At 38.6% G+C, this 13,863-nt stretch carries 11 protein-coding genes; 7 read left to right on the forward strand and 4 right to left on the reverse strand.

The features are described 5' to 3' along the window. Positions 1-315: 315 nt before the first annotated feature. On the reverse strand, positions 316-1,707 hold the full coding sequence (gene pdxR, locus B5D46_RS10780) for a MocR-like pyridoxine biosynthesis transcription factor PdxR (RefSeq protein WP_078929462.1): 1,392 nt from the start codon (positions 1,705-1,707) through the stop codon (positions 316-318). A 103-nt stretch (positions 1,708-1,810) separates the two neighbouring features. Between pdxR and pdxS the strand changes: the two genes are divergently transcribed. The 5 genes from pdxS to B5D46_RS10805 all read left to right on the forward strand — a co-directional run bounded on the left by pdxS (position 1,811) and on the right by B5D46_RS10805 (position 8,314). Continuing rightward, positions 1,811-2,686 (forward strand): pyridoxal 5'-phosphate synthase lyase subunit PdxS, encoded by an 876-nt coding sequence (gene pdxS / locus B5D46_RS10785; RefSeq protein ID WP_078929463.1) that lies wholly within the window; start codon positions 1,811-1,813, stop codon positions 2,684-2,686. Between the two features lies 1 nt (position 2,687). Next, a complete protein-coding gene (gene pdxT / locus B5D46_RS10790; protein WP_078929464.1) occupies positions 2,688-3,245 on the forward strand; it encodes a pyridoxal 5'-phosphate synthase glutaminase subunit PdxT in 558 nt (185 codons plus the stop codon). Between the two features lie 536 nt (positions 3,246-3,781). After that, entirely contained in the window at positions 3,782-5,230 is a 1,449-nt protein-coding gene (gene pepD, locus B5D46_RS10795; RefSeq protein ID WP_078929465.1) for a beta-Ala-His dipeptidase, read from the forward strand. A gap of 28 nt (positions 5,231-5,258) precedes the next feature. Continuing rightward, positions 5,259-7,313 (forward strand): alpha-amylase family glycosyl hydrolase, encoded by a 2,055-nt coding sequence (locus B5D46_RS10800; RefSeq protein ID WP_078929466.1) that lies wholly within the window; start codon positions 5,259-5,261, stop codon positions 7,311-7,313. 302 nt (positions 7,314-7,615) lie between these two features. After that, positions 7,616-8,314: an outer membrane protein assembly factor BamE gene (locus tag B5D46_RS10805; protein ID WP_078929468.1), complete on the forward strand. Its 699-nt coding sequence runs from the start codon at positions 7,616-7,618 to the stop codon at positions 8,312-8,314. A 70-nt stretch (positions 8,315-8,384) separates the two neighbouring features. Here B5D46_RS10805 and B5D46_RS10810 read toward each other — a convergent pair whose 3' ends face one another. Both B5D46_RS10810 and B5D46_RS10815 read right to left on the reverse strand, forming a co-directional pair. Further along, the gene (locus tag B5D46_RS10810) at positions 8,385-9,569 is read right to left on the reverse strand and encodes a porin (protein WP_078929469.1); all 1,185 of its coding nucleotides are present in this window, start codon (positions 9,567-9,569) and stop codon (positions 8,385-8,387) included. A gap of 271 nt (positions 9,570-9,840) precedes the next feature. Further along, positions 9,841-11,061: an acetate kinase gene (locus tag B5D46_RS10815; protein ID WP_078929471.1), complete on the reverse strand. Its 1,221-nt coding sequence runs from the start codon at positions 11,059-11,061 to the stop codon at positions 9,841-9,843. A gap of 206 nt (positions 11,062-11,267) precedes the next feature. Between B5D46_RS10815 and pdxH the strand changes: the two genes are divergently transcribed. Then, positions 11,268-11,909 (forward strand): pyridoxamine 5'-phosphate oxidase, encoded by a 642-nt coding sequence (gene pdxH / locus B5D46_RS10820; protein WP_078929472.1) that lies wholly within the window; start codon positions 11,268-11,270, stop codon positions 11,907-11,909. 68 nt (positions 11,910-11,977) lie between these two features. Here the strand turns inward: pdxH and B5D46_RS10825 are convergent, their stop codons facing one another. Beyond that, positions 11,978-13,321, reverse strand: a complete 1,344-nt coding sequence (locus tag B5D46_RS10825) for an RNA-binding domain-containing protein (protein ID WP_078929473.1) — start codon at positions 13,319-13,321, stop codon at positions 11,978-11,980. Positions 13,322-13,671: 350 nt separating this feature from the next. On the opposite strand from B5D46_RS10825, the gene B5D46_RS10830 reads away from it, so the two are divergent. Further along, on the forward strand, positions 13,672-13,863 hold a 192-nt coding region (locus B5D46_RS10830; protein ID WP_143675670.1), incomplete at its 3' end, for a transposase family protein.

Below are 13,863 nucleotides of genomic sequence, written 5' to 3' on the forward strand. Positions count from 1 at the left end.
GATATCAAGTTTATCAACAATTGTACTTACGAGTCTGACGGGATCTGAAGGGGAGATAAAATCACCAATACAAGGAGGAAGTAAGGCTAAATCATCTTGAATATAGGGTTTGAAAAGATCTTCTTTATCCATAACGATATTACCAATAATATAACTCTTTATATTATTAAGTATAGTATATTAACTTTGTATATCAAGGAAATAGATAAAGTTTTAATATAAAAATATTATCAATAATGTTAATAAAACCACAAAATTTAGGTAAAAATAGAGGGCGACCTTTTTAGTCACCCTCTTTTTTTCTATCCCAAAACATTAAAGCAGACTGCTTATAGTTTCAAATACCTTGGAGAGCTTTTGGGTATCAAGACTGGAATAGTTGATAACAAAGTTATGAGGAACAGCTGTATCTGTCATATAGTAGTCAGATAAAGGAGAGATTTTTATCTTTCTAGCAAGCAGTTCCTTTTTTATTTTCTCATCATCAATATCAGTTTTAAGCTTCATCAGGAAATGAAGACCAGATTCATTTTCAATCAGTTCAACTCTGTTATTAAGTGAACTCCTGTTCAGTAGATCAATTACCTCTCTGCGTTTTCGCATATAGTAGAGGCGCATTCTGTTGATATGCTTTTCAAAATAACCTCTGCTGATAAACAGAGAAAGAGTGTACTGTTCGAAATTTGAAACTGTACATGAGTAGAAGGCTAATTCACGGTAGAAACGATTGGCAAGCTCAATCGGCAGGACCATATAACTGATACGGATAGTTGGAGTCAGAGTCTTTGAAAAGGTATTCATGTAAATCACCTTTTCACAGCCATCAATGCTGAACAGTGTAGGATGAATCTTACCGCTTAAACGAAACTCACTGTCATAATCATCCTCAATAATATATCTGTCTGAGGTTTCATTGGCCCAGCCTAGAATCTCATAACGGCGATCGGCGGGCATAGTGATTCCGGTCGGGAAATGGTGATTAGGACTTATATGAACAATCTGTGCCTTTACTCTGTTGAGTTCCTCAACTGTTACTCCTTTTCTGTCTATGTCAGCAAATACGCAGTTTGCTCCGTATTGAGAATAGATTGATTTGAGCTTTTTATAGCCAGGATTTTCAATACAGTAATTACGATTACTACCTAAAAGTTGAATTAAAAGACCATATAGGTACTCAGTTCCTGCGCCAACAACAATCTGATTAGGATCGATGAGCATTCCACGAAAGGCCTTAAGATGCTCAGCAATTGCCTCTCTTAATTCGTGGATACCGCCGGTTGGAGATGGAGTTAGAACTTCCCTGCTCTTTTGCGACATCACCTCTCTGGAGAGCTTGGACCATACAGAAAAAGGGAAATTCTCAGGCTTGATATCGTTGCTTGAAAAGTTGATTTCACAGGCCTTTGCTACAGGTGGAAGTTTTATATCAAGAGAAATTTTTGTATCGGAGTGTAGTTTTCTGATGCCACTTAGATTTGCAACGTAATAACCTTTCTTACTTACAGAGTAAATATAGCCTTCACTCTGCAACTGGTTATATGCATTTTGAACTGTAATGGTACTGATCCCGTTGTTTCTGGCAAATGTTCTTTTTGAGGGAAGTTTCGCATCAGTCTTTAAAACCCCATTTGTAATGTCATTCTTAAGGTACTCGTATAGCTGTTCATACATTGGAACAGTGTTGTTCTTAAAGACATAGGTTAACATGCAGTACCTCAAATCTGACATCTAAAACATTATCATTCTGGAGATTTATATAATACCAGATAACTATATAATTTCTGATAAAGAAAAATCAAGGAGATAAACAATGTCAAATTCAGAAATTATCGTTAACAAAGGTTTAGCCCAGATGTTAAAGGGAGGAGTGATTATGGATGTAACCACTCCTGAGCAGGCCAGAATTGCAGAGAAAGCAGGTGCATGTGCAGTTATGGCATTAGAGAGAATCCCTGCAGATATCCGTGCTGCAGGCGGTATCTCCAGAATGAGTGATCCAAAGATGATCAAGGGAATTCAGGACGCTGTAAGTATTCCTGTTATGGCAAAGTGCCGTATCGGTCACTTCGTAGAGGCCCAGATCCTGGAGGCTATTGAGATTGACTATATTGATGAATCAGAAGTTCTGCCCCCTGCAGATGATATCTATCATATCGATAAGACAAAGTTTAAGGTTCCTTTCGTATGCGGAGCCAGAGATTTAGGAGAAGCTTTAAGACGAATAAGCGAAGGAGCTTCAATGATCAGAACCAAGGGTGAACCTGGTACTGGAGATGTTGTTCAGGCTGTACGTCACCTAAGAAAGATTCAGGCACAGATAAGAAAAGTTGTGTCCTTAAGCGAAGATGAGCTTTATGAAGAGGCTAAGAATCTTCAAGTTCCATACGATTTGGCTTTATACGTCCACAAAAACGGAAAGCTTCCTGTAGTTAACTTTGCAGCAGGAGGAGTGGCAACTCCTGCAGATGCAGCTCTGATGATGCAGTTGGGCGCTGAAGGTGTATTCGTGGGCTCAGGTATCTTTAAATCCGGTGATCCTGAAAAGAGAGCCTCTGCAATTGTTCAGGCTGTTACCAATTATACAGATGCCAAGCTGATTGCTTCCCTGTCTGAGGATCTAGGTGAAGCAATGGTTGGAATCAATGAGCACGAAATCAAACTGATTATGGAAGAGCGAGGAAAGTAAGATGAAGATTGGAGTTCTCGCGGTTCAGGGAGCTTTTATTGAACATGAAAGGATGATTCAGTCACTCGGCGCAGAAACTATCGAGATTCGACAGAAAACAGATCTAAATAATCTTGATGGAGTAATTCTTCCTGGAGGAGAGAGTACTGTACAGTCACTGCTTTTGGATAAGCTTCAGATGAAACAGACTCTTAAAGGGATGATTGAAGATGGAATCCCTACCCTTGCAACCTGCGCCGGACTGATTCTGCTTGCAAAGAATATAGATAACGCACCACAAAGTCATCTTGCAACACTTCCTGTAAGAGTAAAACGCAATGCCTTTGGACGTCAGCTTTCAAGCTTTGTTACAAGCCAGAATGTAGGCTCTATAACTGATTATCCTGAGGTGTTTATCAGAGCTCCTTATATTTCCGGTATAGAGTCAGGAGTAGATACTCTATGTACACATGAGGATAAGATTGTGGGAGTGAGATACAAAAATCAGATTGGACTTGCCTTCCATCCTGAGCTTACTGATGATTCCAGAATTCATCAGAAGTTTCTTGAAATGATTTAAGCTCACCAAAATGTTTTAGAAGAAATAATCCTAGCCTACGGTCTTCTCTCCGTAGGCTTTTTTATGACTTTTATTAAAATATGAGAAAAAATTGCTAATTAGTAATTATTCTCAATAAGAATCTATTTTACATATAAAGCCAGCTATATAATTCTCATCGTTGAGAGCAACATTTCAGACATACCGTAAATGTTGCTTCCTAGGAAGGAGCTCTCAATCATCTTGATGATTCCTATGCAATTGATTTTCAATTTGCATTTTTGGGTATCTGTCAAATCCCCATCATACTTTGTCAGATACCTTTTTTTTGATTAAAGCTGTCAACTTAATTATCATGAAATCGTATTATTCTTTATACAAAAGTGTTTTCATAATTATTCTCATGTTTCTAATATGGTGTTTATAACCTACTGAAAACAAACGTGATGTTCGAGAAAAAACAAAACACGAATCTCCGGATAAGAGCCTCAATGCGCCATCATCAGCACTACCATGTGTTATAATGCAGATGATTATGTAAAATTTGAGGCAATAAAGTGAGTACATTAATTACAGATCTAGAACCAAAATCAGTTTGGAAACATTTTTCAGAATTAAACAAGATTCCTCGTCCATCTTCTCACGAGCAGAATGCTGCTAAATACATTGTTGATTTTGCAAAAAAGAATGGATTTAAAGTTGAGACCGACGCTGTAGGTAACGTTATCATTGACGTACCTGCCAGTGAAGATAAGAAAAATGCTCCTACCGTAATTCTGCAGGGCCATATGGACATGGTTCCGGTTGCAGCAGAAGGCTATGATTTTGACTTTCTGAAAGATCCTATTCAGAGCTATGTTGACGGTGATTTCGTTAAGGCTAAGAATACCACTTTAGGTGCTGACAACGGTATTGCTATCGCTATGGCTCTTGCCATGTTTGAGGATAAGACTCTATCTCACGGTCCACTGCGTGCAATCTTCACCGTTGAAGAAGAAACTACCATGAAGGGTGCATCAAATCTTGATGCAAAATATCTTGATGCAACCTATCTGATTAACCTTGATTCTGAGGAGAACGGATTCCTGTATGTAAACTGTGCCGGTTCTCAGGATGTTGATATCAGATTCAATATCTCAAAGATTATCCCTGAGGCAACCAGTGCTCTGACCATCAGACTGTCAAATCTTGAAGGCGGTCATTCAGGCGCTGACATCCACGTTGGAAATGCCAACGCTATCAAGGTAATGGCAACCATCATCGATGATCTGAGCGATGAGTATGATCTGTTCATTCAGGATTTCACCGGAGGAACCGTAAGAAACTCAATTCCTGCAAAGGCAAGTGTAACCATTGCAGTTCCACAGGAAGAGACTGAAGAAATTAAAAAGATCATCTCAAGAATCTTTGAAGCACAGAAAACACTGTACTCAAAGACAGATCCACAAATGAAGCTTGAGATTTCAGATGCCTCAGTATCCAAGACTTTAGGCTATGCCCAGACTCAGGATCTGATCCATCTGTTGAGAGCTCTTCCAAGCGGCATTATTCGCATGTCAAAGGAATTCTCTCCTGTTGTTGAAACCTCTATCAACCTTTCAATGGTTAAGACCTTCGAGAATGAGATTATAATTGAAATGATGCCTCGTTCTCTTGAAGATGCTGGTCTGGCACAGATTGTTGAGGATGTACGTTCATGCTGCTACCTGCTTGATAATGTTGAGGTAGAAACCAAGAATCTGCATCACTGCTGGTCTTCTCCAAGCCATAACCGTCTGATTGACGTGCTTAATATGTGCTATAAAGAGGTTAGCGGCAATGAATTTAAGATTACTGCAATGCATGCTGGTGTTGAATGTGCTCAGTTTGCAATCCTTAACAAGGATCTGCAGCTAATCTCTGTTGGTCCAACCATCCTGAATCCTCACAGTCCTCAGGAAAGAGTTGATATCAAGGGTGTAGAGCAGATGTATGTAACAGTTTGTCGTGCTTTAGCTATGCTATAAAAAAAGTTTTCACATAAGGAAGTATCACATGCGTCAGAACACAAGTTCTCAGAGAGCATCTCTCCCATTCCAGTGTTTTCACACCTGTACTGCACCTGGTGTGGATGCATCCAATGCAGAGCTGTTTGTAAGAGGCGTAAACCATAGCAGACTTAAGATCTGGATTGTAAGCTTTTCACAGAATGAGGACGTAAAGAATCCAATGACCTATTCAGGTTCCTATTCAGGAATCCATAGATTCGTTGCACCTCTGAATGCAGATAAGAGCCGTAACCTTATTACATATTACTTTAAGATTATGCTTTCAAATAAGGATGGCGAGCCTGTTGATGTTGTGTGGTACAGTTCTTTGGGTATGTCCAGAGAACCTCCTTTAAGACAGCACTGCTATGTGATTGAGCTTTTCAATACCCACCCTCAGTGGGCAATGGACAGTGTAATCTATCAGATTTACCCTGATAAGTTTGCAGCCTCATCAGGAAACTTCACTGTTGACGGAACCAAGGTTAATACAGAATCCCCTGTAAGATTAAAGGATTTTGAGTTTGTTAATCTTGATGAAACTCACTGCGGCGGTGATCTTGACGGTGTTGCAACCATGCTTCCTTATATCAGAGGTCTTGGCTGCGATACAATTTATCTGACACCTATTTTCAAAGCCCCATCAGTACATAAATATGATACTGAAGACTATGATGTGGTAGACACTCACTTTGGTGGCAATGGAGCTCTAAAGAGATTAAGAACAGTAGCCTTAGGCTATGAGATGAAGATCCTGCTTCACGGTACCTTCAATCATACCGGCGATTCAAACCTATGGTTTGACCGTCAGGAGAAGACCGGTAAAGGAGCACTTCGTCACAAGGATTCCCCTTACAGAGAAATCTATACTTTCAACTCCGAAGGAGAAGCCTATGTATCTGACGACAAGGCAAACTATCCAAAGCTTGACTACTCAAGCTATCTGACCAGACACCTTATCTACGAGGGAGAAAACTCTGTAGTAAAGAAATGGACTCGCGCTCCTTATGGAATCGACGGCTGGGTTATTGATGATGCCAACCAGATCGGTGACAACGGCAATGCCCGTAATAACGTTGAAAGACTATCTGCTATCTGCAGCAGTGCCAGAGAGTCTCATCTTGACTGTCTGATGCTGGGACACTTCGGAACCGATCCAAGATATGCCCTATGCTCTGAAGGCAATGTTGACGGAACCATCAACTACACAGGATTTATCAGCCCAATACGTTCCTTCTTCGGCGGTATCAATCTTAACGGTGATCCTACCCCTTATACAGGTGAAGATTTAAGAAGAACCTGTGAGGAATTCGCTGTTGGTGTTTCTCAGCAGTTAAAACTATGTCTTGTAAATCAGCTGGATAACAACAGTCTGCCTCGTTTCTACGATATTATCGGTGGAGACAAGCATTTGTATCAGGCTGCTCTGGCATGTCTTGTAACCTGGCGTGGAATTCCTTGTATCTATCAGGGTGACGAGCTTGGTGATGTAATTGCCAAGTATGAGGTAGGCCCACGTTCAATGATTCCATTTAAGGCATTAAAGGATCATCATGCAAGTGTAAACTCAGCCGAAACCCAGACTGTAATTACCGAACTTACCGCACTTCGCAGATCAAATCCAGCATTCTCACGCGGAACAATGATTTTCATCAGCGCAGGCGGAGCTTATTTTGCCTACATGCGCCTTTACAAGGACAGATTCAGTATCGTACTTGTAAATGCATCTCGTCAGCAGGTTAAGTTTGAACAGGGCTCAATTCTGTTCCCTCTATTAGCATCCATGTATATGCCTGAGGACTGCGGCAGTGACAATGCAGAAGATTCAGGTGAGGATCTGCTGATTCCTCTGTCAGGAAGAAACGTTCGTCGTTACGACCATGCAGAAGGTCTTGAAGGTCTATACGAGATGCTTGGAAGAGAGAAGCTTGCAGTATACAGCTACGGTGCAACCAGAACCTCTAAGGAATTTGAGGAGAAGTTCATCAAGGAGCTGATTGCAGGAAAGAATATGACTATTCCTCCTCGTTCAACAGTAATTGTATCCAACCTTAAAAAGTAATACTTCAATTTAGGACAACCTTGCAGGAATCTGCGGTATTTAAGCATAAAGGTTAGCAAGGTTGTCCCATAAACACACCAAAGCATTTCTAAAAAAAAACTACAGATTTCATCCGTCCCCTACCTCTTCGCTTTTTTTTGAATCATTACTAGATATAAAACCGCATTATGATAATATATGACAACCTTATTAACACAAAAACAATAAGTTAAATATGATTAAATATATTTTTAAAGGTTTTGTGCAATTATTTAAATGAATAAGGCAATTATTATTATATTTTTTTGATTTAGGTATTATTTATGAAAATAATTAAACTGTTCTGTCTTCTATTTGCAGCATTTAATATTCTAACAGGCTGTGCAAACGTATCTTACGAGGACAAACTTCCAACCGCATCTCAGATCAAATCCTCAGTTACAGTGGGAAGCTCAACAGAAGCTGATGTAAGAAAGAAACTTGGCACTCCTACTGCGATTGCAAAACTTAAGGATACCAACCACGTAATCTATTCATTTACCTTCTCAACAAGCCTCTACAACAATGCAGCAACAAACTTTGGAAAAGGAATGGCAACCTTCGGACTAGGTGCTAAAAAGACTCCTATTTCTGAAAAAAACGCATATATCGAGTTTGACGAGAACAAGATTGTAAAAGACATCAAAGTAAATGGTTATACCTATGTTCATAAGCACAGATTCACGTTATGGACTGAAGCTGAGCGTGAAATGACCAATGAAGAGCTTGAGACAAATCTTGAATATAACGTTGATACCATCTATGACAAATACTTCACAAAGCTTGCTGAAGAGAAAGGCGTAGATAAGAGTGCGTTAACTGATGACGAGAAGTACCAGGAATTCGAGTTCTGCAATATTCACTGCCACAACCTGCGTGGATTAGAAAAGGAATACGGTAAAAATAATGTCGAGGTTACAGATTATAACCCTAAGGCACTGGCAGATGACGGAAGATTAACCTTCACAGTTGCAAAGCGTTAATATCAGTTATTAACTCTGAGAAACTAAAATCAAGGCCTGCTACCCAAGGCCTTTTTGCTGTCTAAAGCAATTAGAATGTATAGCGGGCTCCGAAGGAGAAGACGTTTTTATAATCCTTCTTATCCTTCTTGAGTTCCGAGAATTTACGGTCTGAGCCTGCGTTAATACCAACCTCACCCCAGACATTAAAATTAGAATTTAGCTTGTAATTTACAAGAACAGGAATTCTGCGAACTTTAGCACGATCATAGCTGCTGTTATTTGATCTTGCCTTATTATAGCTGACCTCATAGCCTAAGATTGTAGATAAACCATTGTCAAAAGCATAGCCAACAGCAAGCTCAAAGCCCTGTGATTCAATGTAATCAAGTTCAGATACGGCGACACCGTTTACTTTTCTGGCTATGGATTGGTAATCCTCATCAAGGAAATCCATTTTGCTGTAGTCATACAACGCCGCAAGATACAAACCAGAATCCAGTTCACCCCAGGATATACCAAAATTAGCATGATCAAAGGAATCAAAAGGCTCACCGTTTGGATGTGTCCATGAAGCAGAGGTGCTGCTATAAAGCGCAACATCATTCCCCTTCTGACCATTCAGACGACTATAGCCACCACGTACAGAAAGAGGCTCACCGCCTATCTCATCAAAAGTATAGCCTAAAGCAAAATTAACACCAGAATCTACAGCAAAGCTATCTTCCCTATCAAAGTAGCTTAAGTGTGACTTTGCAACCTTTGCCTTATCCTGTGCGGTCTGAAGACCAAACTGAGCATGCATACCGTAATTGTCATAGACATACAGAATCTGACCACCACGATATTCAGAGTTGTATACAGACTGCACATTTGCACCTGCATCCTCATAACGGTCTGTAAGACTCTCAACATAATATGTAGAATCACGCATTCTTCCGGTTATGACTTTACCGTATACACCAAAATCAGCGCCTACATACTGCTCACGGGCCTTAAAATCATTGTTGGAAGAATCGTCAGCGACATCCCACTGAGTGTAAGCGGTAGCTGAAATCCAGTCGTTAAGCTGGCTCTTGCCACCTATACCGAAACGACCTGAATTCTGAATAGAGGAATCATTCTCTCCTGCCTTGTTATGATTGCCACTGTACAAAACAGACTGCACACGACCGTCCAGATAAAGAATGTTTCCATCCTTATCATATACGGAGGCTGCATTTACGCAGGATATGAAAGCTGCAGCCAACAGTGTGACAGGTACAGACTTAATCATGAATATTTCCGGCAATCATAACAAAACTATTTGGGGAGCATTTTTGAGTATAGGAAAAATCCACAATTAAGATTTCAGTGAGATCACAGTTTTAAATAACATTTTTTGAGGAAAATTATCTTTTTAAAAATATAGATAAAACTTAGAAAAATTAAGAGGTTACGGTCACTATTTTTTCTATGTCAGGACTATTTTTGAAAGGCGATAAAAATGTGAAACAAAAAACGCCCGGCCTTTTATGACCGAGCGCCTGATTGAATTCTAGATTGAATTATTTAACGAAGCCCATTGCAGAACGTGCAATCATCAGCTCTTCGTTTGTAGCGATAACAAATACCTTAACTGATGAATCAGGAGCGGTGATAAGCTGCTTATCAACACCCATGAATACCTTAGCATGCTCGTTAGCAGCCTCATCAATCTTGATACCGAATGACTCTTCTAACTCTTTCAGAACTAACTTACGGGTTACAGGACCATTCTCACCAACACCGCCTGAGAATACGATTGCATCAACGTGTCCTAGTGGTACATAGTAAGAAGCGATGAACTTAGCTAATCTGTAAGCATACATCTCAAGAGCCAGCTTACATCTCTCATTGCCTTCCTTCATACCAGCAACAATTGGACGGAAGTCAGATGAAACACCACTTACAGCCATCATACCTGACTTCTTGTTGAATACTTCCTTAACCTCTTCTGGAGTCATGCCCATCTTGTCGCATAGGAAGAATGCAACTGAAGCATCGATGCTACCGCAACGGGTACCCATGATTAGACCATCAAGAGGGGTTAGCCCCATTGAAGTATCGATACACTTGCCGCCCTTAACAGCAGAAATAGAAGCACCGTTACCTAAGTGACAGGTAATGATGTTGCACTGCTCAACAGGCTTTCCTAACAGCTTTGCTGCTTCCTGTGACAGGAACATGTGAGAGGTACCGTGAGCACCGTACTTACGTAGGTGAAGATCGGTATAGTATTCCTCAGGAATTGCGTATCTGTAAGCCTTTGGAGGCATGGTCTGATGGAATGCAGTATCAAATACAGCAACATGAGGAATTGAAGGGAAACTTGCTCTTGCAGCGTCGATACCTAAAAGGTGAGCTGGGTTGTGAAGAGGAGCAAAAGGAATAACCTTTCTGATATTCTCTTCAACTTCATCGTTGATTAGGGTTGGCTCTGAATAAATATCACCACCCTGAACGATTCTGTGACCACATGCAACAATAGAATCAAGTAGAGCCTGATCCTTTGCTAAAACATTCTTAACAAGGTACTCAAGTGCCTTCTTGTGATCAGCGCCAGCACCTAAAGACTGTTCTGTCTTATCCCCACCATTGAACTTCCATGAGATTCTTGCATCATCAAGGCCTAGAGCCTCAGCAATACCATTTAGAAAAACATGACCATCTTTAGGATCTAAGATAGCGAATTTTACTGAAGAACTTCCGCAGTTAACAACTAACGCGGTCTTTGGATAATTATTCATTTGAGCACCTAATTTCTTCAACTATTTTTATAAACAAAATTACAATTAAGTAATAATTTTCTTATACAATAAGATTTTACCATTATGTACCTATAGTTACTAAACAAATGTGACATAAAATGTAGAATTGATAGTTGATATATACAAAAATTCACGTATTTTGAGTAAATCACATTTTTTTGTTTAATTTATAAGGCAATTAGAAAATGATTGATGTTGCAGATTTAAGAAGAAGTTACACTCAGGGTGGACTTGAAGAGTCTGATTTGACTGAGCATCCGATTGATCTTTTTGAAAAATGGCTTAAACAGGCCATTGATTCACAGATATACGACCCAAACGGAGTTGTTGTCAGCACAGTCGATGAAAACAATCAGCCTTATTCACGAATGGTTCTTCTAAAAGACTATGATCGTGAAAATTTGATATTTTACACAAATCTGGGCTCACGTAAGGCTCAGCACATCAAGAACAACCCAAAGGTATGTCTGCTCTTTCCTTGGTACATGCTTGAACGTCAGGTTATGTTCATTGGTGAAGCTGTAAGACAGTCTACAGTTCAGGATTTAAAGTACTTCCACTCAAGACCAAGAGGAAGTCAGATTGGAGCATGGGCATCAAACCAGTCTCATCTGATTTCAGCAAGAGGAATTCTTGAGAGCAAGTTCCTTGAGATGAAGGAAAAGTTCAAGAACGGAGAAATTCCCCTACCTTCATTCTGGGGCGGATATAAAGTGAAATTCAACAAGGTTGAATTCTGGCAGGGTCGAGAGAACAGACTGCACGACAGATTTATCTATGAGTTAAAAGATAATGTCTGGCAGAAACCAGTAAGACTGGCTCCTTAAGAGACCATCATAATCATCCAAGATTGGGATAAATTAATCCAATCTTGGATATTAGAAGGAAAGGCTGACTATAGATTTTTATCGATTACCTTCCAAAAACCAGTCTTTCTTGAGCCTATACGCTCTAATTGCCCATCTGAAACAAGTTTTGAAAGATGACGCTGAATTGTTAATGTTGATTTACCAATTCTTTTTGACAACTCAGCTGAGGTGCAGTATGGATTTTCTGCTAATAACTTAATAATTTTACTACTAGTAGCATTTGGTTTTAACGATTCTTCATTATTGAAAATATTATCAATTAAACGTCTTTTGAATATAAATGAAAAACCATATTCGTCATTCTGGTATTCATATTCTGTATTGTTATTTCCGCACAACTTAAAAGTTCTATCAAAACCAGTTCCAAAGGCATCAATAAGCCCCATTTTATAAAGTACAGTTGCAATCAAAGGATTACGAATTTTACTTCCAATCTTTCCTGATGCAAAATCAATAGGGTTTATATTATTAAGAATTCCACCTGGATTATAGATTTTTATTCTTGATCTGGTTATGGAGATTTCGTTGTAATCACCTTCTTGGTAATGACAGTGGGCAAAAGAATTAATCAGAATTTCTCTTAATGCCTCAATTGGAATTTCTGGCATTTCCTGTCTTCTAGTTCCAATTATTTCAGCACTATAATGAATATTATTTCTGATATATTTTAAACCTTCATTAATACATTCAAGAATGTTACCTTTAAATTGCCTTAAATCAGAAAAAGAAGTACGCTCATCAGTAGGATAAATTACCTCTTTAAGTAACACAGGGCCATTTTTTCCAAATAGATAATATCCGGCGTTGTTAAGGAATCCTTCGCTATTTATAAGGTTTAGTTTACTTAATGCTTCTTCAGAATTTCTAAAGACGTAACTCATTCGACCGTGTTCATTTGAATCTCTAATACATTGAATCAATAGCTCTTCGTTTATATCATCAACACCATATTGAGTACTTTCTTCTTCCCATTTTGAATAAGTTTTACGTTTTAATTCAAAATATTTCCAAAGCATATTGGAGTCCATTACAATATCTGAGTCATCAACTCTCGTGTAATAACGACCATAGGCCTGATAAGGGGTATCCGAACCAGAAACACCAAGTTTAATGATTTCTTTATCATCTATACTCTCAACATTTATAGAAATGTCCGGCATAGGCTTTAAATTAAGTCTTACTTCACGAGAAATATCTGATGTTGTTTTTTTTCCGACTTTCTGACCACAAATACTTCCATCATCCTTTATTCCAAAATAAACTACGCCTTTCTTACTTTTATTTAACATCGCACATAGAGAAATAACAGCTTCTTTCAACTGTGTTGTAGATTTTTTAAACTCAACTATTTCTGATTCTTTTTTTTCCATATTTTTTCTCAATATACAACTTTAATACATAGTTTATTCTATCATTTATTCTATCATTTATTCTATCATTTATTCTATCATTTATTCTATCATTTATTCTATCATTTATTCTATCATTTATTCTATCATTCAGATTTAACCTATTATTTTATAGTTATTTTTCTATCATTGTTTGTTTTATATCTATCAAAAATACTGTTTATAATTCATTTTTACTCAAAAAAAAAGGTTCTTCAGTAAAACTGTGGCTTATGAAAAACTTCTAGTGAATATTATCAAATAAATTAAACAAAAAAGGGCGTTTTCTCTTAAGAGAAAAAAGCACAACAACACTTAAGAAGGAAACGCCCATGTCTTGTATTGTATCTGATTTTTTATCTAAAAACTTCTTTCCTGGCTTCAAGATTACAAATATTTCTTTTTCTGAAGTGTCTGACAGGGATATTACTATTGAGCTTGAACCAGCAGAACCTCCAGTCTGTCCACACTGTGGAAGCCATAACGTTGTTGTTCACGAATACAGAGAGAGAGTCATCAAAGAT

The sequence above is a fragment of the Succinivibrio dextrinosolvens DSM 3072 genome, from assembly GCF_900167015.1.
In the GTDB taxonomy this organism is placed as follows: domain Bacteria; phylum Pseudomonadota; class Gammaproteobacteria; order Enterobacterales; family Succinivibrionaceae; genus Succinivibrio; species Succinivibrio dextrinosolvens.

Coding starts and splice junctions, on each gene's coding strand:
- B5D46_RS10825 (WP_078929473.1), bottom strand. CDS start 13,321: ATGGAAAAAAAAGAATCAGAAATAGTTGAGTTTAAAAAATCTACAACA.
- pdxR (WP_078929462.1), bottom strand. CDS start 1,707: ATGTTAACCTATGTCTTTAAGAACAACACTGTTCCAATGTATGAACAG.
- pdxT (WP_078929464.1), top strand. CDS start 2,688: ATGAAGATTGGAGTTCTCGCGGTTCAGGGAGCTTTTATTGAACATGAA.
- B5D46_RS10805 (WP_078929468.1), top strand. CDS start 7,616: ATGAAAATAATTAAACTGTTCTGTCTTCTATTTGCAGCATTTAATATT.
- pdxH (WP_078929472.1), top strand. CDS start 11,268: ATGATTGATGTTGCAGATTTAAGAAGAAGTTACACTCAGGGTGGACTT.
- pdxS (WP_078929463.1), top strand. CDS start 1,811: ATGTCAAATTCAGAAATTATCGTTAACAAAGGTTTAGCCCAGATGTTA.
- B5D46_RS10810 (WP_078929469.1), bottom strand. CDS start 9,569: ATGATTAAGTCTGTACCTGTCACACTGTTGGCTGCAGCTTTCATATCC.
- B5D46_RS10800 (WP_078929466.1), top strand. CDS start 5,259: ATGCGTCAGAACACAAGTTCTCAGAGAGCATCTCTCCCATTCCAGTGT.
- B5D46_RS10815 (WP_078929471.1), bottom strand. CDS start 11,061: ATGAATAATTATCCAAAGACCGCGTTAGTTGTTAACTGCGGAAGTTCT.